Origin of the sequence: Pseudomonas sp. YuFO8 (genome assembly GCF_035065025.1) — a bacterium.
GTDB classification, from domain to species: Bacteria; Pseudomonadota; Gammaproteobacteria; order Pseudomonadales; family Pseudomonadaceae; genus Aquipseudomonas; species Aquipseudomonas putida_AE.
Genome location: NZ_JAXDEQ010000014.1, coordinates 47417 through 71463, shown reverse-complemented (window position 1 = coordinate 71463; position 24047 = coordinate 47417). Strand labels below are relative to the sequence as shown.

Here is a 24047-nt window from a genome sequence, read left to right as displayed (position 1 = left end):
CAGCGACGGAGTAGCCCATCATGAGCAGCCCCCTGATCGTTCAACTGGACCTGGCAGAATTCTGTGAGGCGACCGACCTGTCGGACGTCTACGTGATCGAAATCGTCGAACACGGCATCCTCGAACCTCAGGGCGGTCAGCCCAAGGATTGGCGCTTCACCGATTACGAACTGACCCTGGCCAGACGCGCCGCCAAACTGCGGCGCGATCTGGAACTGGAATGGGAAGGGGTTGCGCTGGCGCTGGATTTGCTCGAGGAGGTCCAGCAATTGCGGGCGGAGAACCGGATGTTGAGGCAGCGGTTGGGGCGGTTGGTGGTGGAGTAGTTTGCCTTCGGGGTCTTCGTTGTTTGCTCCTAATTCTGGCTTCTAAAATATTTGCTGAGTTTTTGCAGGCTCACTGGTTGCTGCCGGCGTTTCAAATGCTTACTAAGGTCCGCTAGCTCCACTAGCTCCACACCATCACGACCTATATCAACTCCTTTTTCAATTTGATCTGGAGGAGTAGGAAGAGGGCGGGTGACAGGGTTAAAATACGTGTTTAGTGGTCCTTGATGATCAATTGGAACATTCCGTGTTGCAGGGTTCGTCGGCTTAAGAGATCTATTTAAGGGGGGACCAGGCAAGGCGGGAGGGACTGAGGGCAGCGGCAAGCTAAATTCAGTGAGGACTTGAGGCGATTTACCTATAGGAATCAGCTCGACCGTAGAAGACGTACGTCTTGGAGGTGTTAAAACCAGTCGGTTGGTTGATCCCGCGAAAAAGTTTGTTATATTTCCCCACCACTTCGAGGGGTTAAAATGCCCCGTCGGATCCGACCCCATCACCGGTTCCCCTTCACAATACGTATACGCATTCAACCCACCCGCCCCAAACGGGCTCCAACTGTCCGGGCTATGAAAGCGCATCAACCGAGGGTTATAGACCCGATAACCATTGCCCAGAAAGTACCAACGGGATGCCTCGCGCAATTCACCATTAAACCCCAGGCCCGATACAACCTCATGTTCGGCTGACTGATGCCCATAAGCGGAATACGCCATGGGATTGTTTCTGCCACTGATAATTTCGCTGAGCACCGAGTTTTGCTGATCGGTGGCTAACAGGACGGTACGTTGCTGTTTGGGGGTATCGAGATTTGAGCGGCTCATGAAGAAACCTTCCCTGGTTGCGCTTGAGGGATATTCGTCTTCTTTCTACTCGCTATGACCGGGATGGGGAACTAGCAGATCTGATAGTGCCCCGCTCCCGTAGGAGCTGCCGCAGGCTGCGATCTTTTGATTTTGCCGCTGCATTTTGGCGGCTGATAGAACGTTGAAGATCAAAAGATCGCAGCCTGCGGCAGCTCCTACAGGGGATTGCGTGGCAGCACTACAGTGAATAACGTGCCATCGGCCTCGTTGGAACTGACTTCTATCGTTCCGTGATGCGCATCCACCACTTCCTTGACGATAAATAACCCCAGGCCCAGGCTGGTCGACGGCTGCCCAAGCTCTTCGTCGGCGCTGCGCACCAGTGGATCGAAGATCGTGCCGATGGCGTTCGCGGGAATCGGCGCTCCGTAGTTATGGACCGTTATGCGAACCGCGGCGGGCTCGCCGTTGAGCGTGACCGTCACATCACGTTTGTTCGCACCGTGCTGCAACGCATTGCCAATCAGGTTTTGCAGCAACTGACCCAGCCTCCCGGCATCCCAGACCCCTCGAGTATCTCCCTCTACCCTGACCGTTGGATCGCACTCCGGGTTACCGGCGCAGGCTTCGGCAATCGCCGCGTGTGCGGCATCGGCAAGGTCCATGGGCTTGGGATCGATTGGCAGGCTCTTGCCCAGTCGACTGCGTACCAGCTCCAGTAGATCGCTGACCATCACCGCCATGTGCCGGGCACTGCGCGTAATGTTGTTCGCGCAGGCCAGCGCATCGCCTTCCAGCGATGTTTTACGCATCAGCAATTCAGTGGACATGCTCAGCGCCTGCAACGGCGCGCGCAGGTCGTGGCCGAGTATCGCCAGGAAGATATCCCGCGAGCGGTTCACCTGTTCGGCATAGGCGGCCGTGGATTCGGCGAGTGCTTCATCGATGGCTTCGTTGAAGCGGATCATGTCCTGGAAATAGGTCAGGTCCGGTGATTCCAGGCTGTCGACCCACAGGCGAATCACACAGGCCCGCAGGTGGCGGAATTCGCTGGTCATCTGCACCAGGTCGAAACCCACGGTATGCCGCAGCTCGCCATGGCTGGCACCGGCTTCGTCCAGGCTCGGGGTTTTCTCGGGGCCTTCACCCTTGGCCTTGGCCAGCTGTTCGCTGGCGGTTTGCGCGGTGGTCATGTCACGCGCGGCGGCCAACAGAATCGCCTTGGCATGGTCGCGCAAGGCTGCACTGTCCATGTTTTCGGCCGCCGGCGTGATGGTACTGGCGAACTGTTCCCATTCATCAACGATACGGTCCACGTGTTGCCTGATGAAGTCGGGGAGGCGCATGACCGGTTTCCTGCTGGGAATGTAGGGGGGATCTTAGCCTCTTTACCGCCGGGCAAAAACTACCGCTGAGGGATGGATCAGGTCCGGGGGCGATAGGGTGGTATCTATTTACTTTTCCGGTTCTCGAATTCGATCTTGCCCTGGGTCTTTTCTGGGTTGTTCCAGCAGGATTTTAATCTTTTGTTTTAGAGGCGGTTGAATAAGCTGGGGCACTACTCATCGCATAAGGATTTGCGAAAATGACTGTACTTCATTCGGATTATTTCGCTGAGAAAGTGCCAGCCCTGATAAAAATTGCTTCGGCTTCAAGGTTGGCATCGGTTACGCAACTGACGCCCGGTTTTCCGGACTGGTACATCAAGGCATCGGCGATTGATCGTCAATACTTGCAACAACTCATACAGGAGCGCTGGCGTTTACAAGATGTTGTTTCTGATGCGGTCGGTAATCTGCAAACCGACATCAATGAGTTTGCCAAGCCCTTACTGACCCAAGCCCTCAGCGACGAGCTGAACGTCGAACTGGATGTCAGCACGACTTCATTGCGCCTCTATGTTCCCGCCCCGCTCGGCATTGGCCTCGACACCCAGGCCAGCCGGCTCAGGCAATCGTCGTTGCTGGAAGCCGCCCTGCATAACTTTGAGTCGTCTGAAACCCTCGAAGGCGCCTTTCGCGACGGTTCAGGCATTTTCATCAAAGACTCTGAGGGGGAACTTCAGCGTCATGAGTGCAGTGTCGAAAAGTTCACCGCGTTGTGTCGCAAACTCGATATCGGCGCGCAGTATCAGCAACACATCAAGTCTCTGCTCAAGCCAGCTGTCACTGCCGATCGACAACTACTTGAACAACGGTTCATGGCCCATGAAAGGGCTGCTTTCAGTGAGTCCATGCTCATTGCGCTATTAAAAAACGATATCGACTCCTATACCTTCGGAAAACTGATCGAGCTGCGGGATGACCAGGACAGCATCCTGTACGAGGGCCGTCCATTGCAATGTCACCGGCTCTCATTGATGGGCACGCGGCTGACGGGCATTGTGCTGTTCAGTGCGCTGGCCGATCCCACGCTAATAAAACAGGCTCTCGAGGAGCTGGTTCCGGAGCAGCTGCAACACCTGATCGACTGGTCTCGTCGCCTGAAAATTTTGCCGGGGTATGAATATGACCAGTTCAAGACACTCCAGGCCTTTTTTGCCAATGGCCCGACCGGGGTGGTCGAGGAAATGGTTCGCCGTAACGATATCCATGAACAAAGTCGGCTGGACGGGACATTGATCGCCTACATCCCCGGCGACCCGGATCATCCGCTCAGGCAATACGACTCTTTCACCGACTTCATGAAGGAACTGACGAGCCAGTTGCGCTCGGCTCAGTACCAGGAGTTCTTCAGCCGGTTCGTGCCGCACAAGGACAAAGGGCGCTTCTTTGCACGGGTCAACGAGCGCTTCAGCACCTTTACCTGGACACAGCGCGAGCCGCTGGACATGGGCCCGTGGTGGCGCGAGACCGCCGTCGAGAACCCGGATGCCGAACCCATCACCAACCTGATCGAAGGCGATTTCTGGGGGCATTTCTGTGCCTGGCGCAGAGACAAGGCGATTGCCGATGCGCGACAGATCGCCGTACCCACGGGCGATGAAGACGCCACCGCGCGCTGGAAACGCCTGACCAGTTACCTGGACATCGGTTGGAACCTGTTCAACTTCGGCGCCATGTTGGTGCCGGGATTAGGCGAAGCCGTGTTGGCGGTAATGGTTGGGCAAATGATGCTTGAGACCCTGGAGGGAATCGAAGACTGGAGCAAAGGCGACAAGGACGAGGCCGCGTCTCATCTCACCGCGGTTCTGATCAATTTCGCCCAACTGGCACTCATGGGCGCCGGGCATGTGTTACCAGGCGGCACGCCGGTGGCGGTCAAAGTGTCGCCTTTTATCGACCAACTGAAAAAGGTCGAGCTGCCTGATGGCAAAACCCGTCTGTGGAACCCTGATCTGAGTCCCTACGATCACAAAGTGTCGTTGCCCAACGACTCCAAACCCAACGAACGAGGACTGCATCGACACAACGGCCAGGACATCCTGGCACTGGGTGGCAGGCATCTTGAGGTCAAGGAAGATCCGCAGACCGGTCAACCGCGACTCAGGCACCCGAACCGGCCGACAGCCTATCAGCCAAGAGTGGAACATAACGGTGCCGGTGCCTGGCACACCGAGCTCGATCGCCCGGTCGAGTGGGACAAGACCGAACTGATGCGGCGTCTGGGCCCTTCTGTCGATGCATTTTCCGATCAGACGCTGGAACAGATCCGTATCGCCAGCGGTGTCCAGGAAGATGTGCTGCGCAAGCTGCAAGTAGAGACACAGCCGCCACCGGCGGTGTTGGCCGACACCCTCAAGCGCTTCAAGGCGTATGCCGATGTGCGCACGCTGGTGGATCAAATACGGCTCAATCAGGTCGCGCCGCAATGGGCGGATCACCTGCCACCCTTGATGACAGAATTGCCGCGATGGCCCGAGTACAAAGCCATCGAGCTGTTCCGCGGGCCGGAGTTGTGGGGCGATTCCATCGTGCACGGCAACCAGGAAACTGTGCCTGCACACCGCGTGAAGCTGACTTTTGCGCAATTGAAGGCCGGCGAATTATCTGATCGCGTGCTGGACGCTTTCAGCGAAGAGGAGATCCAGCAGGTACTCGGTCGGGATATCGGCGAAGACCGGCAGGTGCAAATCGATGCCTTGCAGGAACGCCTGGCCATGTACTCAGAGGAGCAGAAAAAGCGACTCTTCGAGTCATTCTACAAGCATGCAGCGGTCGAGACCGACGCTAACGTGGCCTGGCTTCAGGACGCATTCCCGCAACTGCCGACCAGTGTCGCCAGGGAGCTGTTGGCGCAAGCCTCGCCAGAGGAACTGGCGGTGATGGCCGAGCGCAAGCGCGTACCGTTGCATCTCAAACATCAGGCTCGGGCGGCGTTGCTGGAGGTGCGGCTGAACCGCGCTTATGAGGGGCTTTTCCACGATGAACTGCAAAACCCGGACACTGAGCGCCTGGTTCTGCGAACGCTTGAGTCGCTGCCGGGCTGGTCTGCAGACGTGCGTATCGAGGTGCGCAACGGTACCGCGACAGGCGCGCTGGATGACAGTATCGGCGCGGCTGACGCCCCCATCCGCAAGGTGCTGGTCAAGAACGAAGAGGGTCTGTATGAGGCGCGCAATGCAGACGATCATGAGCTTCACGGCCCGGATAACTTCTTTGCCGCTGCCCTGCATGCCTTGCCCGATGCCGAACGCGAAGCGCTGGGCTATCAGATCAATCAATGGGAAACCCTCAAGCAATCCGTTCTGCGTTCTCCACTGAGCCACGACAGGTTCAGGTCGATCCTGGCGGACAATCCTTTGCGAAAACCGAAGTACGATCCCGATACCATGAAGTTGCGGGGGGGTATGCAAGGCTTCTCCCAACAACTTCGTCGAGTCGGCGGCCACCTGACTGCGCAAGAACGGCTCCAGTCGCTTCGCCCCGGCTGGAGCGAAACCGACATTCAAACCTTTCTGGAGCACAGCGACAGCGGGAGCACACCCGAGGAGCGAGTGGGGGCTCTTGAAGCCGAGTTCAATCAACTCAACAGCAGCTTTCGACGCTGGCTGGATTCACCCCTCGACTCGTTCAGCCTGAGCGCGGATGGCGTTTCACAATGGCAGTCGCGCAATAGTGTCTACAGGGCGATCAGAAGCTGCTGGCAACGCAACTGCCCCGTGGAGCTCGACGCCATGGGAAACCCGCGTGGATGGATCCTTGATCTAAGCAACATGCCCATGGGGCGGCATCTGGAAACGATGCCCAGGCTGCAAGCCAGTTTTGAGCATGTCACCCAGCTGAATCTGGCTGACACCGGATTGACCGATGCCCATGCCGGGTTTATCGAGCATTTCCCAAGACTGCGTTCCCTGAACATGAACAACAATGGCCTGACCCGCCTGCCAACTGCAGTAGGTCGCATGCAATCGCTGATCGCGCTGTACCTGGGCCACAATCGGATCGAATTGACGGTAGAGGCCGCGAACGCGCTGCGCGACCTCATCCGGCTCGAATCCATCGACCTGCGAGGCAATCCTCTGGGCCGGGTGCCGGACATCGGTCGTATGCCTTTGCTGCACACGTTGATCCTGGCGGACACCGGGATCAATACCTGGCCCGCGGGTCTGTTTTCCTTGCCGCGTTTGCGGCACTTGTTCGTGAACCTGCAGCGCAATGTCATCAGCGTTGTGCCTGAGGTGGTACCCGGTTCCGGGGAGGCGGAGTTGCTGGCGAGGACGTTGTTGAACCGAGAGCCGGAGTGGCTATCGCCAGAAAACCTGAATCAGCTCAGGGATTACACCCACTCCGTGGGCCTGGACCCTGATCGGCCTTATCCGTCCCGTGGCGTGCGCGACAGTCTCGACTGGGAGGCAGGCATGACGCGAGCGCAATGGGTTGACCGCCAGCCAATATGGAATGAGGTGGAAGATGAGATCGGTTCAGTGCCGTTTTTCGATCACATCAGACTGCTCACCCAATCCAGCCACTTTCAAAATGACCGAGCCTTCAGGGTGGATTTGACGGCCAAGCTCTGGCGAATGCTGGAGGCCATGGAAAAGAACAGCGAACTGCGCAAGCAGATTTTCACTATGGCGCGAGAGCCGATCAACTGTGTCGACGCCGGGGCGGCGCTGTTCAATGCCATGGGCCTTGAAGTGCTGATTCACGAAGCCTACGAGCTGGCCAATCCGAGCCTGGTCGAAGCCGAACTGGTGTCGCTGGCCAGGGGCAAATCCCGTCTGGATGAGCTGAGCCGCATCGCCCATAAGGAAATTGCCCGGCGACTGGAGAGCGGTGACAGCTTCATGCGGCTCGATGCGCAAGGAGTGGTCACCGGGTCCATCGATGAAGTCGAGACTCACCTGGCGTACATGACGGATCTCGCCAGTCGACTGGATTTGCCGTGGCAGTCGCGGGACTTGCAATTCAGAGCCCTGTCGGGTGTCACCCAGGCGATGATCGATGACGCCTGCGCCCGTGTGCTGGCGCTGGAGGAGGGTGATTTGCTACGCGATTCGATTGTCGAACAGCCCTTCTGGGCCTCTTACATCCAGGGTTCCAATCGCGCTGCATTCAAGGCCATCCGGCGTCGACTCGATGCGACAACCGAGTTTTACATGGCGCTGGAGAGACGGGCGACCGAGTCTCTTTCCGTGCAGGAAAAAGCCCGGTTGAAAGAGGAAATCAGGGTGCTTGCGGCAGAACTCGGCAAGCCGGAAAGTGCGATCGCCCCCGGATGCGTCATGACCACCGAGGAGTATGAAACGGAAATGAACCTGCTCAATGCGCAGAGGCTGACGTTGCTCAAGACCCTGACCCAACAGGCGATGGACCGGGCAAAACTGCAACGGGTCGAAATCCCTTTCACCGTGAAACCCTGATGGTTGTTCCGGCATGAAGACTGACGACCTTCGTGCCGGCCCACCAAGTCGTACATAAGGATATGTACCATGCGAAGCAACCACCAAAGCACCCCGGAAACGAGGGCAACGTCACAGCCAGGATGCTGGATGAGGCATACGCCAAGGTCGTGGCGCTGGACGGTTCTGCTGAAGAGTTTCAGTCGCTGGTGGCAAAAGACTTCTGGAAGGACTTCGTGACGAACAAATACCGGCCGCCATTCGAAGCTCAGCGCGAACCTTATCAGGATCGCCTGGCCAATTTGCGAGAAAGCCAGCAGGCTGGGGAATTGTCAGAGGCGCAGTACAAGGCGCAATCCGACGAACTGGACGCTCAGCTCCAGATCGAAGAGGCGTCGCTGATCGAGAAACTCACTCGCGAGGAGTTGACGAGGCACCCGCTCTGATGTTGCAGCCGTAGCCAACCGACGAACAAAGACCTGGATCTACGCAAGCATCCAGGCCTTTTTCTTTGCCCGCTCAACCGATCAGAACAGGAAATAACGCTGGGCCATCGGCAACACATCCGCCGGTTCGCACCACAGCAAAATGCCGTCCGCCTTGACCTGATAAGTCTGCGGATCGACCTCGATCTCTGGCAGGTAATCGTTGTGGATCAGGTCGGTCTTCTGCACCTCGCGGCAACCCTTGACCACGGCGATTTTCTTCTTCAAACCCAGGGCTTCGGCAAGCCCGGCCTCCTGCGCCGCCTGGCTGATAAAGGTCAGGCTGGTGGCGTGCAGCGAGCCGCCATAACTGGCGAACATCGGACGGTAGTGCACAGGTTGCGGCGTTGGAATCGAGGCGTTGGCATCCCCCATCAGGCTGGCCGCGATGGCGCCGCCCTTGAGGATCAGTGTCGGTTTGACCCCGAAGAACGCCGGGCGCCAGAGCACCAGGTCAGCCCATTTACCCACCTCGATCGAGCCCACTTCATGGCTGATGCCATGGGTGATCGCCGGGTTGATGGTGTACTTGGCGATGTAACGTTTGGCGCGGAAGTTGTCGTTGCCTTCACCGTCCTGTGGCAACGGGCCGCGCTGCTTTTTCATCTTGTCGGCGGTTTGCCAGGTGCGGGTGATCACTTCACCGACGCGGCCCATGGCCTGGCTGTCGGAGCTGATCATCGAGAACGCGCCGAGGTCGTGGAGGATGTCTTCGGCGGCGATGGTTTCGCGGCGGATTCGGCTTTCGGCGAAGGCCACGTCCTCGGCAATGCTCGGGTCCAGGTGGTGGCAGACCATCAGCATGTCGAGGTGTTCGTCGATGGTGTTGCGGGTGAACGGCCGGGTCGGGTTGGTCGAACTCGGCAGCACGTTGGCAAAACCGCAGGCCTTGATGATGTCCGGCGCGTGGCCGCCGCCCGCACCTTCGGTGTGGTAGGTGTGGATGGTACGGCCCTTGAAGGCGCCGAGGGTGGTTTCGACGAAGCCCGATTCGTTGAGGGTGTCGGTGTGGATCGCCACCTGCACGTCGTACTGATCGGCGACGCTCAGGCAGTTGTCGATACTGGCCGGGGTGGTGCCCCAGTCTTCGTGGAGCTTGAGGCCAATGGCGCCGGCCTTGACCTGTTCGATCAGCGGCTCGGGCAGGCTGGCGTTGCCCTTGCCGGTCAGGCCGATGTTCATCGGGAAGGCGTCGGCGGCCTGGAGCATGCGCGCCAGGTGCCACGGCCCCGAGGTGCAGGTGGTGGCGTTGGTCCCGGTGGCAGGCCCGGTGCCGCCGCCGATCATGGTGGTGACGCCGCTCATCAGCGCTTCTTCGATCTGCTGCGGGCAGATGAAGTGGATGTGTGTGTCGATGCCGCCGGCGGTGAGGATCATGCCTTCGCCGGCGATCACTTCGGTGCTGGCGCCGATGGCGATGTCGACGTTGGGCTGGATGTCCGGGTTGCCGGCTTTGCCGATGGCGGCGATACGCCCGTCCTTGAGGCCGACGTCCGCCTTGACGATGCCCCAGTGGTCGATGATCAGCGCGTTGGTGATCAGGGTGTCGACCACTTCGGCGGCCAATAGCTGGCTTTGGCCCTGGCCGTCACGGATAACCTTGCCGCCACCGAACTTCACTTCTTCGCCGTAGGTGGTGAAGTCTTTTTCGACTTCGATCCACAGTTCGGTGTCGGCCAGGCGGACCTTGTCACCGACGGTGGGGCCGAACATGTCGGCGTAGGCTTGTCTGGAGATTTTCATGCGCTTGCCTTGGGATTCAATTGATTTCGAGACCGCTCGCGTTGCTCGCTATCGCTGGCAAGCCAGCTCCTACAATTGGCATTCCAACATGGAAATACCAATGAAATACGATCCCTTGTAGGAGCTGGCTTGCCAGCGAAGGGGCCGGTGCGTGCACTACATAATTCAGAGGTCGCCCATGATCCGTCCGGTAAAGCCGAACACCCGGCGATGCCCGGCCAGGTCGACCAGCTCGACTTCGCGGCTTTGCCCCGGCTCGAAACGCACGGCGGTGCCGGCGGGAATGTTCAGGCGCATGCCGCGACTGCTGGCGCGGTCGAAGGTCAGGGCGTCGTTGGTTTCGAAGAAGTGGTAGTGCGAGCCGACCTGGATCGGTCGGTCGCCGCTGTTGGCCACCTTCAAGCTGACCGTGCGGCGGCCGACGTTGAGTTCGATGTCGCCGGGCTGGATCTGGTATTCACCGGGAATCATCAATGGGCTCCCTGGAGAATCTTGTAGTAAAGGGCGGTTGGCTTGTAGAGGCCGCTCGGATCGCAGGCGTAGTCGGGAATTTCGCCGGCGCGGGTGTAACCCAGGGCCTTGTAGAAATCCTCGGCAGGGGAGCCGGCCTCGGTATCGAGGTAGAGCATGCCGCGCTTGTGCTGCAGGGCCGCCTGCTCCAGCGCACTCATCAATTGCTGGCCCAGGCCACGGCGCCTGGCGTGCTCGCGCACCAGCAGTTTCTGCACTTCGGCGCGGTTCAGGCCATTGGCTTTCTGGCACAGGGTCAGCTGTACGCTGGCCTGCACCTGCTCGTCCTTGACCACCACCCACAGCAGGACGTTGCCCTTGTTCAGGTTCTCCTGGACTTCATCGAAATAGGCGCGGGCTTGCGTCGCGTCCAGATTCGCCATGAACCCGACACTGGCGCCATAGCCGACGGCGTCGAGCAGCAAATCGATCAAACCCTGACGATAGTGCGCAAAGCTTTCAATGTTGACGCGTCGCAATTGGGCGGCGTTCATCGCGTTACTCCTTGTTGGCGGGCGGCGGTTCGGCGCCAGGATTGAGCATCAGTTGCATGAAGGTCAGGTCCAGCCAACGACCGAACTTGGTACCGACCTGCGGCATTTGACCTGTGGTTTTGAACCCGACGCGTTCATGCAGGCGAATGGAAGCGGCGTTGCCGCTTTCGATGGCGGCGACCATCACATGTTTGTCGCAAAGCCTGGCGCGCTCGATCAGCACGTCCATCAATTGTGGGCCCAGGCCATTGCCGCGCTGGTCGCTGCGCACGTAGACAGAGTGCTCGACCGTGTGGCGGAAACCATCGAACGGCCGCCAGTCACCAAACGAAGCGTAGCCCAGCACGCTGTTCTCGCCGTCGACGATCACCAGGATCGGATAAGCCTGGGATTGCCGGGCGCTGAACCAGGCCTGGCGGTTGCCGAGGTCCACAGCCTGTTCGTTCCAGATCGCCGTGGTATTGAGCACTGCATCGTTGTAGATATCTCGGATCGCCGGCAGATCGGCATGCACCGCATCGCGGATGTGATAAGTCATGGCGCGTCCTCAGGCGATGGGTTGGTGGACGGTGACCAGTTTGGTGCCGTCGGGGAAGGTGGCTTCCACCTGGATCTCCGGGATCATTTCCGGGATGCCTTCCATCACTTGTTCGCGGCTGAGCAGGGTGGTGCCAAAGTGCATCAGCTCGGCCACGGTCTGGCCGTCACGGGCGCCTTCGAGCAGCGCCGCGGAAATGTAGGCCATGGCCTCCGGATAATTGAGTTTCACGCCGCGGGCCAAACGCCGCTCGGCGACGAGGCCGGCGGTGAAGATCAGCAGCTTGTCTTTTTCACGTGGGGTCAGGTCCATCGTTGGAATCCATCTGGGCAGATAAAAAATCGGATCTGTAAATACATCACCTGTAGGAGCTGGCTTGCCAGCGAAGCTTTTTGGCGTCATTGAGTACGCCTTCGCTGGCAAGCCAGCTCCTACAGGGGGAGCGGTGTTCAGGTGCTCCATATTCTGGGTGGGATGGCTTCTCGGCCGAGCAGTGCAGGGCGCAATAATCGCCACAAATCAATCAGCCAGCCACGGGCCAGCAGGGCTTCATTGGCCAGGCAACGGGCTACGAGCAAACCCGGCAACTGGGTCAAATCCCCGCGCACATCATTGGTCAAAGAACGGCAACGCTCCAGCAAATCACTATCGATTTCCCCGGTCACCAGCAGGGTGGCAAACACCGGTTGCCCATCCAGCCCGATCGGCGAATCGAGCAAACCATCACCACCCACAATGCGCTGGCGTTCGTGCCAGAGCAACTGGCCGTCGCGGCGGATGTCCAGTTGCGCCTGGAAATGCCCGAGATCGAAACGCTCGCCGCTGGCCGGGCGCCCCAACGCCACCACATCCCAATAGAACAGCCGCGCATCACCTTGCAGGTCAATGGAGGTGCTGAGCTCGGCCCGGGCATCGCTGAAGATGATCGTCTCTTGCGGCAACCATTCCAGCGTCGCACCGTGGGCCACTTTCAGGTCGAGTTTCTGATAAGCCGGCCCTGTCGCGCGATACCACTTGGCCGCGCCGGGGCTGGTGATTTGCGCCCACGCCGCGCGGCCGACGCTGGCGCTGATGTCCAGCCGGTCACCACCGGCAATTCCGCCTGGCGGATGCACGATGATGTGCTGGCACACCTCGGGCCCTTCGGCATACAAGTGCTTCTGCACCCGCAGCGGGCCTTTGTGCCGTCGCTGAACCGGGCGCGTGCTGTCGCCGAAGCGGGCGTAGCCCAGCTCCAGTTCGGCATGCCAGCTCGGGGTAAACAGGGCAGTGGGAAGTGGTAGATTCATGGCTTCTAATTATCGTTAGGACGCTACAGATTAGATCGTAACCAGGCCGCGTACACCTTCGGCTTCCATGTTTTCGCCGCGGCCCTGCTGCACGATTTCGCCGCGCGACATCACCAGGTACTGATCGGCCAGTTCGGCAGCGAAGTCGTAGAACTGCTCTACCAGCAGGATTGCCATGTCACCACGGGCGGCGAGCTTTTTGATCACTGCGCCGATTTCCTTGATCACCGACGGCTGGATGCCTTCGGTGGGCTCGTCGAGGATCAGCAGGCGTGGACGGCTGGCCAGGGCCCGGCCAATCGCCAGTTGTTGCTGCTGGCCGCCGGACAAGTCGCCGCCGCGCCGTTGCTTCATCTGCAACAGCACTGGAAACAGCTCATAGATGAACGCCGGGACTTCCTTGGCTTCACTGCCGGGAAAACGCGACAGGCCCATCAGCAGGTTTTCCTCCACGGTCAACCGGCCGAAAATTTCCCGGCCTTGCGGCACATAGGCGATGCCGGCATGCACCCGCTGGTGCGGCTTGAACGTGGTGATCGGCTTGCCCTCCCAACTCACAGCGCCGTCCTTGGCCGGCAGCAGGCCCATCAGGCACTTGAGCAAGGTGGTCTTGCCAACGCCGTTACGGCCCAGCAGGCAGGTGACTTCGCCGACCTTCACGTCAAACGTCAGGCCGCGCAGGATATGGCTACCGCCGTAGTACTGGTGCAGCTTGTCGACTTGCAGCATTCTCAAATCCTCCTCAATCCCTTGTAGGAGCTGGCTTGCCAGCGAAGCTTTTGGCGTCATTCAGTACGCCTTCGCTGGCAAGCCAGCTCCTACAGGTTCGGTGTTCGCAAAACTCAGCGACCGAGATACACGTCGATCACCCGTTCGTTTTCCTGCACCTGTTCCAGCGACCCTTCCGCCAACACGCTGCCCTGGTGCAATACGGTGACGTGGTCGGCGATCGAGCCGACGAAGCCCATGTCGTGTTCCACCACCATCAGCGAATGCTTGCCGGCCAGGGTCTTGAACAGTTCGGCGGTGAATTCGGTTTCGGCGTCGGTCATGCCGGCCACCGGTTCATCGAGCAGCAGCAGTTGCGGGTCTTGCATCAACAGCATGCCGATTTCCAGGAACTGCTTCTGGCCGTGGGACAGCAAGCCGGCGGGACGATTGACCGAAGCGGTCAGGCGAATGGTGTCGAGCACCTCGGCGATACGGTCCTTCTGTTCGCCACTCAAGCGCGCCCGCAGACTGGCCCACACCGACTTGTCGGTTTTCTGCGCCAGCTCCAGGTTCTCGAACACACTCAAGGCCTCGAACACGGTCGGTTTCTGGAACTTGCGACCAATGCCGGCCTGGGCAATCTGCACTTCGCTCATTTGCGTCAGGTCCAGGGTCTCGCCGAACCAAGCCTTACCATGACTGGGGCGGGTCTTGCCGGTGATCACGTCCATCAGCGTGGTCTTGCCCGCGCCGTTGGGCCCGATGATGCAGCGCAATTCACCGACGCCGATGTACAGGTTCAAGTCGTTCAGTGCCTTGAAACCATCGAAGCTGACGCTGATGTCTTCGAGGGTCAGGATGGTGCCGTGGCGGGTGTTCAGGCCCGGACCGGCGCGTTGGCCGAGGCCGATGACATCGCGGCTGGTGCCGGCGTCCTTGTTCGGCTCCACGGGGAAAAACGCCGGTTCGAGCATGAATTCAGCGGTCGCAGTGACTCTCATTGTTCACCTCTTTTCTTCAGCAAGCCGATCACGCCCTTGGGCAGGTACAGGGTCACGACGATGAACAGCGCGCCGAGGAAGAACAGCCAGTATTCCGGGAAGGCCACGGTGAACCAGCTCTTCATGCCATTGACCACGCCGGCGCCAAGCAATGGACCAATCAAGGTGCCACGACCGCCGAGGGCGACCCAGACTGCCGCTTCGATCGAATTGGTCGGTGACATTTCACTCGGGTTGATGATGCCCACTTGCGGCACGTACAACGCACCGGCCAGGCCGCACAGCACCGCGCTCAACACCCACACGAACAGCTTGAATCCCCGCGGGTCGTAGCCGCAGAACATCAGGCGGTTTTCCGCGTCGCGCAGGGCGGTCAGCACTCGGCCAAACTTGCTCTGGGCCAGGCGCCAGCCGATGTACAGGCTGGCCACCAGCAGCAGCACCGTGGCGAAAAACAGCACCGCGCGGGTGCCAGGTTCAGTGATGCCAAAGCCGAGGATGGTGCGGAAGTTGGTGAAGCCGTTGTTGCCGCCAAACCCGGTTTCGTTGCGGAAGAACAGGAGCATGCCGGCGAAGGTCAGGGCCTGGGTCATGATCGAGAAATACACGCCCTTGATCCGCGAGCGGAAGGCGAAGAAGCCGAACACCAGCGCGAGCAATCCTGGCGCCAATACCACCAGACACATGGCCCAGAGAAAGCTGCTGGTGCCGGTCCAGTACCAGGGCAATTCGCTCCACGACAGGAACGTCATGAAGGCCGGCAAGCCATCGCCGGAGGCCTGGCGCATCAGGTACATGCCCATGGCATAACCGCCGAGGGCGAAAAACAGGCCGTGACCCAGGGACAGCAGGCCGGCGTAACCCCAGACCAGGTCCAGCGCCAGGGCCACGATGGCGTAGCACAGGATCTTGCCCACCAGGGTCAGCGTGTAGGCGGAGACGTGCAGCGCACTGTCGGCCGGCAACAGCGAGAGCAGCGGTAACGCCAGCAGTAGAACGAGGATTACCGCGCCAACGGCCATCGTGACTTTCGGGCCGGCTTTTTGTGTCGCGGTAACGAGCAGGGGCTGGTTCATCAGTCGATCACCCGTCCTTTCAGTGCGAAGAGGCCTTGCGGACGTTTCTGGATGAACAGAATGATCAGCGCGAGGATGAGGATCTTGCCGAGCACGGCACCGATTTGCGGTTCGAGAATCTTGTTGGCGATCCCAAGGCCGAACGCGGCCAGCACGCTACCGGCCAGTTGCCCGACACCGCCTAAAACCACCACCAGGAACGAGTCGATGATGTAGCTCTGGCCGAGGTCCGGGCCGACGTTGCCGATCTGGCTGAGCGCCACGCCGCCGAGGCCGGCAATGCCCGAGCCGAGGCCGAAGGCGAGCATGTCGACGCGCCCGGTGGGCACGCCGCAGCAGGCCGCCATGTTGCGATTCTGGGTGACGGCGCGCACGTTCAGGCCCAGGCGCGTCCTGTTCAGCAGCAGCCAGGTCAGCACCACCACGAACAGCGCGAATGCGATGATCACGATGCGGTTGTACGGCAGCACCAGGTTGGGCAGCACCTGAATTCCGCCTGACAACCACGCCGGGTTGGCCACCTCGACGTTCTGCGCGCCGAACACCAGGCGCACCAGCTGGATCAGCATCAGGCTGATGCCCCAGGTGGCGAGCAGGGTTTCCAGCGGACGACCGTAGAGGTGGCGAATCACCGTACGCTCCAACGCCATGCCGATCGCTGCGGTGACGAAAAACGCCACCGGCAACGCAATCAGCGGATAGAACTCGATGGCCTGTGGAGCGAAGCGCTGGAACATCAACTGCACCACGTAGGTCGAGTAGGCGCCGAGCATCAGCATCTCTCCATGGGCCATGTTGATCACGCCGAGCAGGCCGAAGGTGATCGCCAGTCCCAAGGCGGCGAGCAGCAGGATCGAGCCCAGGGACATGCCGCTGAAGGCCTGGCCAAGGAGTTCGCCAACGAGCAATTTGCGTTTGACCTGGGCGAGGCTGGTTTCGGCGGCGGTGCGCACATTCGCGTCGGTTTCAACGCCAGGCTCCAGCAGATTTTCCAGGCGGGTGCGGGCCAGCGGATCGCCGGTTTCGCCGAGTAAACGGATGGCGGCGAGTCGCACGGCCGGATCGGCGTCTACCAGTTGCAGATTGGCCAGGGCCAGGCTGAGGGCGGCATGAACGCTCTCGTCCTTCTCGCCCGCCAATTGCTGGTCGAGGAATTTCAGCTGCGCGGGTTTGGCGCTTTTCTGCAATTGCTGCGCGGCGGCCAGACGGATTTTGGCGTCGGCGGCGAGCAATTGGTGGCTGGCCAATGCGGTATCGATCAGACCTCGCAGGCGGTTGTTCAGGCGCAAGGTTTTCGGTTGGCCGTCGACGGTCAATTCGCCTTGTTGCAGGGCGTTGATCAGCTCGATTCGGGCCGGATCGGGCTGCGCGGCCCAGTTTTCCAATAGTTTGGCTTGCTGCACGGGATTGGCGGCGACGAAGTCTTCGGCGTCATCGGCGTGTGAGGCCATCGGCAGCAAAAGTGCAATGGCAAGGATGAATCGGTAAAGGGCGGTGGGCATATGTATGGCCTTGCGCGGACTAAATGTGGGAGCGGGCTTGCTCGCGAAAACGGTGTGTCAGTCACATTGATGTTGGATGTGCCGCCGTCTTCGCGAGCAAGCCCGCTCCCACAGGGATTTGTGCTGGCCTCAGGTACAGAAGCCAGCATCCAGCGATCAGTTGCTCTTCACCGCATACTCCGGCTTCTTGTCGTTGCCCGGAATGAACGGGCTCCACGGCTGGGCGCGGATCGGCCCTTCGGTCTGCCACACCACGTTGAACTGACCGTCGGCCTGGATTTCGCCGATCATCACCGGCTTGTGCAAGTGGTGGTTGGTCTTGTCCATGGTCAGGGTGTAGCCCGACGGCGCGGCAAAGGTCTGGCCGCCCAGGGCTTCGCGGACCTTGTCGACGTCGGTGGACTTGGCTTTTTCAGCGGCCTGCGCCCACATGTGGATGCCGACGTAAGTGGCTTCCATCGGGTCGTTGGTCACGGCTTTGTCGGCACCCGGCAGGTTGTGTTTCTTCGCGTAGGCTTTCCAGTCGGCGACGAATTTCTTGTTCGCCGGGTTCTCCACCGACTCGAAGTAGTTCCACGCCGCCAGGTTGCCCACCAGTGGCTTGGTGTCGATGCCGCGCAGCTCTTCTTCGCCCACCGAGAACGCCACGACCGGCACGTCGGTGGCTTTCAGGCCCTGGTTCGCCAGTTCCTTGTAGAACGGCACGTTGGAGTCGCCGTTGACGGTCGAGATGACCGCCGTCTTGCCGCCGGCCGAGAACTTCTTGATGTTGGCGACGATGGTCTGGTAATCGCTGTGGCCGAACGGGGTATAGACCTCTTCGATGTCCTTGTCGGCCACGCCTTTGGAGTGCAGGAACGAACGCAGGATCTTGTTGGTGGTGCGCGGGTAGACGTAGTCGGTGCCCAGCAGGAAGTAGCGCTTGGCGCCGCCACCTTCTTCGCTCATCAGGTATTCAACCGCCGGGATCGCCTGCTGGTTTGGCGCGGCACCGGTGTAGAACACGTTCGGCGACATCTCTTCGCCTTCGTACTGCACCGGGTAGAACAGCAGGCCGTTGAGTTCTTCGAACACCGGCAACACCGATTTGCGCGAGACCGAAGTCCAGCATCCGAACACCACGGCGACCTTGTCCTGGGTCAGCAGCTGCCGGCCTTTCTCGGCGAACAACGGCCAGTTCGACGCCGGGTCCACCACCACCGCTTCGAGCATCTTGCCGTTCACACCGCCCTTGGCGTTGATCTCGTCGATGGTCATCAGCGCCATGTCCTTGAGCGACGTCTCGGAGATCGCCATGGTGCCGGACAACGAATGCAGGATACCGACCTTGATGGTCTCGGCTGCCTGGACTGTCCAGGTCATGCCCATCGCGGCAATGCTTGCCGTGAGTGTGAAAGCCTTGATCAAGCTGCGACGCTTCATTGTGCGATCTCCATGAACTTATGAATTTTTTGATTGGCAGATGCGGACTACTGAAGAGGCTTTAGCAAAGGCTGTGCCCGGTCGGAAAAAGGCAGGGAAATGTCGTGTTAGAGCGGTTGTGCGGATATTTTGCGCACCATCAAGGCACGCGGCGGACGTGCTGGTGCGTTGAGATGCGCCAGATTGGGGCGTGATGAGGAGGGAGGACGGGCAAGCACGGTTCGTTGCTTGCCCAGGTATCGCTCAGGCTGCCGAATCGGGTTCAGCTTGCCGGTTGAGGCGTCCCAACAGGAGCTTGTCCAGCACCCACACCACCACCAGTGAAGCTCCCACCAAGGGGAAAGCTACGGCCAAGGCGAACATGATCACCATCGCGGTTTTCCATTTCGGCAGGTCGTGACGCAGCGGCGGGACACCGAACTTGCCTTGCGGACGACGCTTCCACCAGATCACCACGCCGCTGACCGCACTGAGCAAGATCATCAGGCAGATCAGCAGGACGATGATCTGGTTGAGCGTGCCGAACATCTTGCCTTCGTGCAGCATCACGCCGATTTCCGTGGCGCGGGCGACGGCGCCGTAGTGCTCGTAACGTACGTCGGCGAGGACGTTGCCAGTGTATTGATCGACATGCAGGGTGGCGTCGTTGCGTGGGTCATCGGCGAACACGGCGATGGTGAACACGCCGGTGGCCGTGGTCGGGAACGTGATGCTGTAGCCGGGCTCGACCTTGCGTTGCACGGCGATGTTCTGCACGTCCTGCAGGCTGATGGTCGGCGCGGCCGGACCGGATGGCGCTGCACCGTGGGCCATGTGTTCGGCGTGGTCGCCGGACATGGGCATCGGTGTATTTTCCATGGCCCACGGCACGGTCTGGCGGGTGGCGCTGTTTAGACTGCGCGCTTCGACGTCGGACTTGGGCACGTTATCCCACATCGCTGCCGGAAAGACGTTCCAGACGGCGGCGTACTGTTGGCCCCAGAAGCCGGTCCAGGTCATGCCGCTTAGCAGCATTACCAGCAGCAATGAGGCGCCCCAGAAACCGGTGACGGCGTGCAGGTCACGCCACAACACCCTGCCTCGACTGCTCAGGCGTGGCCAGAGAATGCCCGCGGCCTGACCACGTGGCCACCACAGGAATACCCCGGACACCACCAGTACCACCCCCCAACCCGCGGCCAGTTCCACCAGTCGGTCACCGACGGTGCCGATCATCAGCTCGCCATGAATCGCCCGCGCGACCGCCTGCAGGTTCTTCTTGGCGTCTTGTTCGCCGAGGATGTCGCCGTGGTAAGGGTCGACGAACACGTTCAGCTCGGTACCTTCGTTGAGCACGACAAACTGGGCACTGCGCTCGGCGTTGATCGGCGGCAGGTACTGTTTGATCGTGCCTTGTGGATACGCGTCTTTCACCCGCTTGAGCAGGTCGTCGGCTGGAACGGTGTGGTGGCCGGCCGGGACGTTGAGCAGGCTGCTGTACATCAATGAATCGAGCTGCGGCTTGAACAGGTAGATGGTGCCGGTCAGCGCCAGCATCACCATGAATGGCGCAACGAACAATCCGGCATAGAAATGCCAGCGCCAGGCCAGGTTGTAGAAATTCACTTTGGGCTGTTTCATCACGTGTGCTCCGCTTGGCTTGGATCTTTTAGTTGTTTGTTTGCGGTTGCTGCGCAACCGATCGCGAGCAAGCTCGCTCCTACAGGGGAGCGGGCTTGCCTGCGGGGCTCTTAAAAGCTCATATCCACCTTCGTCCAGAGCGTGCGCCCCGGTTCCTTGATGGCTTGCGGGTCATTGGCCGGGTAGCCGAACCCGGCGTTGCCGGCCAGGTTCAAGTGTTCGGCGTAGGCCTTGCCGAACAGGTTGTCGATGCCGCTGCTGACCTTCCAGTGCTGGTTGATCCGATAGGCACCGTTGAGCGAGAACACGCCAAAACCCGGGGTCTTGTCGAAGTCCTTGCCAACCACGTTACCTTTGTTCTGGTCGATACGGTTTTGCGCGGCAACCACTCTCCACAGTGCGCCGGCGCTCCAGTTGTCTTCGCTGTAGGTCAGGCCGAAACGGGCATCCAGCGGCGGCATTTGCGGCAATGCACTGCCATCGCTGCTGTTCTTGCCCCAGGCGTAGGCCAGGGTGGCGTCGGCTTTCCAGTGTTCGGTAAGTTTGTAAGCAGCTCCCAGTTCGCCACCCATGATTCGCGCGTCGATGTTCTCGGCTTGCGAAGTCATCCCCATCATCCCGGGCGTGTAGTTGAACAGGATGTAATCGCGCACCTGGCCGACGTAAGCCGAGGCCCAGGCATCGAGGTCTTCGGTCTTGTACTGCAGGCCGAAGTCGAGCTGGGTGGTTTTCTCCGGCTTGATCGAATCGAAGGCATTCACCGATCCGGCGGGGCCTGAGTTGGGCGAAAACAGCTCCCAGTAATCCGGGAAGCGTTGGGTGTGACCGAGGCCCGCGTACAAAGTAGTCGGGCTGTCGGCGAGGTCGTGTTCGTAGCGAATGAAACCGCTGGGCAGCGTGTCGGCACGTGTGTCGTCAGCGGTTGGATTCGGGCGGGTCATCATCCCCGAACCGAGGGTTTGCCGATAATCCTTGGCCGAAGCGCGGTCCAGTCGTGCGCCGGTGATGAGTCGGTCGCGATCGGCGGCGTACCAGGTCAGTTCGCTGAACACCCCGTAGTTGTGGAAGTCGGCGTCCTTGGTGTACGGCTGGTCCTTGTAGGTGTCGATACCCATGGCGCTGCGTTGGCGGTGTTCGTTGGTCTGCGCATCGATGCCGCTGATCAACTGTACATCGGCCCAGCGCCAGGTGGCCTTGATTCGCGCGCCGAGGGTACGACGGTCGACGTTGGACGCCATGGGGCCGGCCATCATCCCTGTGCCAGACGGCGTGCGCAGGGTGTAGTTGTCCATCACATGGTCGGCGTAGTTGTAATAGACCTGCGCCTCGAGCTTTTCCAGCACGTCGCTGATGTTGGACTTCTCGAAGCGCAGCCCGAGGCTCTCGCGCTTGAACTGCGAACCGTCCATGCCGCGTCCGGCGTAACGCGCCTCGCCATCACCCTTGCCGGCGGTCAGCTCCAGCAAGGTATCGGCGTCCGGGGTCCAGCCAAGCGCGACGTCGCCGTTCCATTTGTCATAACGCGATGCCACGGTGTCGTTGTTGCCATCCTTGTAGTCGTCGGCCTGGGCGGTGTTGCCGATCACCCGCACGTAGCCCGACGGGCCGCCGGCAGCGGCGTCCACCACTTTGTCGAAACGGCCGTTGGAACCGGCCAGCACACTGGCGTTCACCCGCGTGCCGAGTTCGCCGAAACTTTCCGGTTCGCGATCGAAGAGGATGGTACCGGCCGAAGCCCCCGGTCCCCAGAGCACGGTTTGCGGGCCTTTGATGACGGTCAGCTTGTCGTAGGTTTCCGGGGAGATATATGAAGTCGGTGCATCCATCCGCCCAGGACAGGCGCCGAGCATCATGCCGCCGTTGGTGAGGATGTTCAGGCGCGAGCCAAACATGCCGCGCAACACCGGGTCGCCGTTGGTGCCGCCATTGCGCACCTGGGCGAAGCCCGGAATGGTTTTCAGGTAATCGGAACCGTCGCTGGCCGGCACAGGCTGGCGCGGGTCCTTGGGGTTGGTGACGATGGTCAGAGGCGAGCTCGGGGCAATGGCGGTAATGACCGTCGGGCTCAGTTCTTCACTATGACCTGCGTGTTCATCGGCCAGCGCGGAGGGCGCCAGCAAGGCACCGCACAGGAGGGCGGTGGCGTGCCTGAATCGAATGCTGGATTCGTTCAGGGCACGGGAGGCCTGGGCAACGCTCAGGCATGGGACAGCAGAAAACCTGGACATGACAATTTCCATCGAACAGTCGTAAACGACACGGCCGACAACCTGAAGCTGTTCGCTAAACCGTGTGAAATCAGAGGTGATTGTTTACGCGACGACGGGCGGGGCGCGGGTGCGGGCGCCGGGGAAGAAGGTTTGCCGGGCATGGCCCAGGCGCGGGGATGGGGTGGTGAAAGTGTTGGCGGGCGGGGTGTCGAACGCGGTGAACGAGCCGCCACCGGTGAGCGCCGGGCAGTTGAACAGCAGGCTGCAATAGCCGCATTTTTCCCAGAGTGCATGGTGCCCGGACGCAGGCGGGCAATGCTCGGCAGCCGCTGGTGCGCCGTGATCGGCGTGCTCCATCGCCGACATGTCCATGCTCATGTCCATCGACATGTTCATGGAGGTCGAGGCGTGCTGATCCATCGGCATCGACTGAGAAATCAGCGGACCGATAAAGATCATCAACATGGCGAACAGGCTGATCCAGCTGCCGCGCGTCAGGCTCAATGGCTGACGACGGTGGGCGGATGTCCTGGTGCCTGGCGGGCGCATGGGCGGCCTGAGCTCAGTGGGTTACTGAACGTGTGCGTGCTTTTGCGTGGCCTCGGGCGCCTGCTTCTGCACCGCCACTTCGACAGTCACGTCACCGGACTTCTCGAAATGCAGGGTCAGAGGGAAGCGCTTGCCATCGCTGAGCAGGCTGCGGTCTTTCAACCCCAGCAACATGACGTGGTAGGCCATCGGTGCAAAGGTGACGTCGCCGCCGGCGGGGATCTCCACGCTGGGCACCTGCTGCATTTTCATCAGGTCGTTTTGCATCAAGTGCTCATGCAGTTGCGCTTCGCCCGAGATCGGTGAGTCGACACTGAGCAGGCGGTCGGCTGTGTTACCCGCGTTATGGATCACGAAATACGCGGCGACGTTGGGTGCATTGGGCGGCAGCTCCTGCGACCACGGGTGAGCGATTTCCAGTGCGCCGACCTTGTATTCGTGGGCATTGGCAAAGCAGGCAGGCAGCAGCAACGCGGCCAGAACGATGAGTCTGTTCAACATGGCAGTTCTCCAGGTGATTCAAAACGCAGGTCAATTGCGAGAAGTCATCACACCAGAGGGGAGGCGCGGGGGTTGAGGCTGGGCCATTGCTGGCGGGGTGTCGGGGTGTTGAGGGATGGGGGCGGCAGGCTTCGATTTGACTCGAAGTGCGCGAAATACAGCTGCGGCTCATGCCCGGGCAACGCCACCAGTGGCGCGGAGCCAGAGCAGCACCAGCAATGCTGCATGTTGGAATGGTCGTCGCTTTGCGGAGTTTTCTGCTCGATGTCGCCCAGGGAAATCGCCACCATCCTGGTGCCGCTGGACGAGCAGAAACTGCCCCACAACAATTGTTCGGCTGGCGACTTCGCCGTCTGCGCCATCGCTCCGGTCATCGGCATGGCGAGCATGTTGAACAGCACTGCAAAGCAGGCGATCCAGGCAATTGCAAGCCGTTGTCGGGACATGGGACAAATCCGGTGGGTGGGCGATCAGGCGCGG

Annotated in this window: 21 protein-coding genes; 3 read left to right on the top strand and 18 right to left on the bottom strand. The window is 60.4% G+C overall.

The window, feature by feature from the left end; genetic code table 11:
- The first annotated feature begins 20 nt into the window (after window positions 1-20).
- Window positions 21-326 carry a chaperone modulator CbpM gene (locus SOP95_RS14760; protein ID WP_274076843.1) on the top strand — a complete coding sequence of 102 codons (306 nt, stop codon included), beginning with the start codon at window positions 21-23 and terminating at the stop codon, window positions 324-326.
- A 29-nt stretch (window positions 327-355) separates the two neighbouring features.
- Here SOP95_RS14760 and SOP95_RS14755 read toward each other — a convergent pair whose 3' ends face one another.
- Both SOP95_RS14755 and SOP95_RS14750 read right to left on the bottom strand, forming a co-directional pair.
- Window positions 356-1150, bottom strand: a complete 795-nt coding sequence (locus tag SOP95_RS14755; RefSeq protein ID WP_274076844.1) for an RHS repeat-associated core domain-containing protein — start codon at window positions 1148-1150, stop codon at window positions 356-358.
- A 197-nt stretch (window positions 1151-1347) separates the two neighbouring features.
- On the bottom strand, window positions 1348-2478 hold the full coding sequence (locus SOP95_RS14750) for a sensor histidine kinase (RefSeq protein WP_274076845.1): 1131 nt from the start codon (window positions 2476-2478) through the stop codon (window positions 1348-1350).
- A 239-nt stretch (window positions 2479-2717) separates the two neighbouring features.
- Between SOP95_RS14750 and SOP95_RS14745 the strand changes: the two genes are divergently transcribed.
- Together SOP95_RS14745 and SOP95_RS14740 are read left to right on the top strand one after the other, a co-directional pair.
- Entirely contained in the window at window positions 2718-7937 is a 5220-nt protein-coding gene (locus tag SOP95_RS14745; protein ID WP_323607436.1) for an NEL-type E3 ubiquitin ligase domain-containing protein, read from the top strand.
- A gap of 62 nt (window positions 7938-7999) precedes the next feature.
- Window positions 8000-8362 (top strand): hypothetical protein, encoded by a 363-nt coding sequence (locus tag SOP95_RS14740; RefSeq protein ID WP_323607434.1) that lies wholly within the window; start codon window positions 8000-8002, stop codon window positions 8360-8362.
- A gap of 81 nt (window positions 8363-8443) precedes the next feature.
- Here SOP95_RS14740 and ureC read toward each other — a convergent pair whose 3' ends face one another.
- The 16 genes from ureC to SOP95_RS14660 form a co-directional block, all read right to left on the bottom strand.
- Complete coding sequence (gene ureC / locus SOP95_RS14735) at window positions 8444-10144, bottom strand: urease subunit alpha (RefSeq protein WP_323607433.1); 1701 nt, start codon at window positions 10142-10144, stop codon at window positions 8444-8446.
- A 165-nt stretch (window positions 10145-10309) separates the two neighbouring features.
- Complete coding sequence (locus SOP95_RS14730; protein WP_323607432.1) at window positions 10310-10615, bottom strand: urease subunit beta; 306 nt, start codon at window positions 10613-10615, stop codon at window positions 10310-10312.
- Window positions 10615-11148, bottom strand: coding sequence for a GNAT family N-acetyltransferase (locus tag SOP95_RS14725; protein ID WP_274077512.1), 534 nt, complete (start codon window positions 11146-11148; stop codon window positions 10615-10617). Before SOP95_RS14725 ends, SOP95_RS14730 begins: the two co-directional genes overlap by 1 nt.
- A gap of 4 nt (window positions 11149-11152) precedes the next feature.
- A complete protein-coding gene (locus tag SOP95_RS14720) occupies window positions 11153-11686 on the bottom strand; it encodes a GNAT family N-acetyltransferase (protein ID WP_274077511.1) in 534 nt (177 codons plus the stop codon).
- Between the two features lie 9 nt (window positions 11687-11695).
- On the bottom strand, window positions 11696-11998 hold the full coding sequence (gene ureA / locus SOP95_RS14715; RefSeq protein WP_007907366.1) for an urease subunit gamma: 303 nt from the start codon (window positions 11996-11998) through the stop codon (window positions 11696-11698).
- A gap of 137 nt (window positions 11999-12135) precedes the next feature.
- Entirely contained in the window at window positions 12136-12975 is an 840-nt protein-coding gene (locus SOP95_RS14710; protein WP_323607431.1) for an urease accessory protein UreD, read from the bottom strand.
- A gap of 30 nt (window positions 12976-13005) precedes the next feature.
- Complete coding sequence (gene urtE, locus SOP95_RS14705) at window positions 13006-13704, bottom strand: urea ABC transporter ATP-binding subunit UrtE (RefSeq protein WP_274077509.1); 699 nt, start codon at window positions 13702-13704, stop codon at window positions 13006-13008.
- Between the two features lie 113 nt (window positions 13705-13817).
- The gene (gene urtD / locus SOP95_RS14700) at window positions 13818-14687 is read right to left on the bottom strand and encodes an urea ABC transporter ATP-binding protein UrtD (protein ID WP_274077508.1); all 870 of its coding nucleotides are present in this window, start codon (window positions 14685-14687) and stop codon (window positions 13818-13820) included.
- Window positions 14684-15763, bottom strand: a complete 1080-nt coding sequence (gene urtC / locus SOP95_RS14695; protein WP_274077507.1) for an urea ABC transporter permease subunit UrtC — start codon at window positions 15761-15763, stop codon at window positions 14684-14686. Before urtC ends, urtD begins: the two co-directional genes overlap by 4 nt.
- Window positions 15763-17265 carry an urea ABC transporter permease subunit UrtB gene (urtB, locus tag SOP95_RS14690; protein WP_323607430.1) on the bottom strand — a complete coding sequence of 501 codons (1503 nt, stop codon included), beginning with the start codon at window positions 17263-17265 and terminating at the stop codon, window positions 15763-15765. Before urtB ends, urtC begins: the two co-directional genes overlap by 1 nt.
- Before the next feature lie 156 nt (window positions 17266-17421).
- Window positions 17422-18687 (bottom strand): urea ABC transporter substrate-binding protein, encoded by a 1266-nt coding sequence (urtA, locus tag SOP95_RS14685; protein WP_046819717.1) that lies wholly within the window; start codon window positions 18685-18687, stop codon window positions 17422-17424.
- 243 nt (window positions 18688-18930) lie between these two features.
- The gene (locus SOP95_RS14680) at window positions 18931-20307 is read right to left on the bottom strand and encodes a PepSY-associated TM helix domain-containing protein (RefSeq protein WP_274077505.1); all 1377 of its coding nucleotides are present in this window, start codon (window positions 20305-20307) and stop codon (window positions 18931-18933) included.
- Window positions 20308-20417: 110 nt separating this feature from the next.
- Complete coding sequence (locus SOP95_RS14675) at window positions 20418-22535, bottom strand: TonB-dependent copper receptor (protein WP_323607429.1); 2118 nt, start codon at window positions 22533-22535, stop codon at window positions 20418-20420.
- 84 nt (window positions 22536-22619) lie between these two features.
- On the bottom strand, window positions 22620-23066 hold the full coding sequence (locus SOP95_RS14670; RefSeq protein WP_274077503.1) for a DUF2946 domain-containing protein: 447 nt from the start codon (window positions 23064-23066) through the stop codon (window positions 22620-22622).
- A 21-nt stretch (window positions 23067-23087) separates the two neighbouring features.
- On the bottom strand, window positions 23088-23567 hold the full coding sequence (locus SOP95_RS14665; RefSeq protein ID WP_274077502.1) for a copper chaperone PCu(A)C: 480 nt from the start codon (window positions 23565-23567) through the stop codon (window positions 23088-23090).
- A gap of 47 nt (window positions 23568-23614) precedes the next feature.
- Entirely contained in the window at window positions 23615-24013 is a 399-nt protein-coding gene (locus tag SOP95_RS14660) for a DUF2946 domain-containing protein (RefSeq protein ID WP_323607428.1), read from the bottom strand.
- Between the last annotated feature and the right edge of the window lie 34 nt (window positions 24014-24047).

Excerpts from the sequence above, each read along its gene's own strand:
- SOP95_RS14760 (WP_274076843.1), top strand. The coding sequence starts at position 21 with ATGAGCAGCCCCCTGATCGTTCAACTGGACCTGGCAGAATTCTGTGAG.
- SOP95_RS14755 (WP_274076844.1), bottom strand. The coding sequence starts at position 1,150 with ATGAGCCGCTCAAATCTCGATACCCCCAAACAGCAACGTACCGTCCTG.
- SOP95_RS14750 (WP_274076845.1), bottom strand. The coding sequence starts at position 2,478 with ATGCGCCTCCCCGACTTCATCAGGCAACACGTGGACCGTATCGTTGAT.
- SOP95_RS14745 (WP_323607436.1), top strand. The coding sequence starts at position 2,718 with ATGACTGTACTTCATTCGGATTATTTCGCTGAGAAAGTGCCAGCCCTG.
- SOP95_RS14740 (WP_323607434.1), top strand. The coding sequence starts at position 8,000 with ATGTACCATGCGAAGCAACCACCAAAGCACCCCGGAAACGAGGGCAAC.
- ureC (WP_323607433.1), bottom strand. The coding sequence starts at position 10,144 with ATGAAAATCTCCAGACAAGCCTACGCCGACATGTTCGGCCCCACCGTC.
- SOP95_RS14730 (WP_323607432.1), bottom strand. The coding sequence starts at position 10,615 with ATGATTCCCGGTGAATACCAGATCCAGCCCGGCGACATCGAACTCAAC.
- SOP95_RS14725 (WP_274077512.1), bottom strand. The coding sequence starts at position 11,148 with ATGAACGCCGCCCAATTGCGACGCGTCAACATTGAAAGCTTTGCGCAC.
- SOP95_RS14720 (WP_274077511.1), bottom strand. The coding sequence starts at position 11,686 with ATGACTTATCACATCCGCGATGCGGTGCATGCCGATCTGCCGGCGATC.
- ureA (WP_007907366.1), bottom strand. The coding sequence starts at position 11,998 with ATGGACCTGACCCCACGTGAAAAAGACAAGCTGCTGATCTTCACCGCC.
- SOP95_RS14710 (WP_323607431.1), bottom strand. The coding sequence starts at position 12,975 with ATGAATCTACCACTTCCCACTGCCCTGTTTACCCCGAGCTGGCATGCC.
- urtE (WP_274077509.1), bottom strand. The coding sequence starts at position 13,704 with ATGCTGCAAGTCGACAAGCTGCACCAGTACTACGGCGGTAGCCATATC.
- urtD (WP_274077508.1), bottom strand. The coding sequence starts at position 14,687 with ATGAGAGTCACTGCGACCGCTGAATTCATGCTCGAACCGGCGTTTTTC.
- urtC (WP_274077507.1), bottom strand. The coding sequence starts at position 15,763 with ATGAACCAGCCCCTGCTCGTTACCGCGACACAAAAAGCCGGCCCGAAA.
- urtB (WP_323607430.1), bottom strand. The coding sequence starts at position 17,265 with ATGCCCACCGCCCTTTACCGATTCATCCTTGCCATTGCACTTTTGCTG.
- urtA (WP_046819717.1), bottom strand. The coding sequence starts at position 18,687 with ATGAAGCGTCGCAGCTTGATCAAGGCTTTCACACTCACGGCAAGCATT.
- SOP95_RS14680 (WP_274077505.1), bottom strand. The coding sequence starts at position 20,307 with ATGAAACAGCCCAAAGTGAATTTCTACAACCTGGCCTGGCGCTGGCAT.
- SOP95_RS14675 (WP_323607429.1), bottom strand. The coding sequence starts at position 22,535 with ATGTCCAGGTTTTCTGCTGTCCCATGCCTGAGCGTTGCCCAGGCCTCC.
- SOP95_RS14670 (WP_274077503.1), bottom strand. The coding sequence starts at position 23,066 with ATGCGCCCGCCAGGCACCAGGACATCCGCCCACCGTCGTCAGCCATTG.
- SOP95_RS14665 (WP_274077502.1), bottom strand. The coding sequence starts at position 23,567 with ATGTTGAACAGACTCATCGTTCTGGCCGCGTTGCTGCTGCCTGCCTGC.
- SOP95_RS14660 (WP_323607428.1), bottom strand. The coding sequence starts at position 24,013 with ATGTCCCGACAACGGCTTGCAATTGCCTGGATCGCCTGCTTTGCAGTG.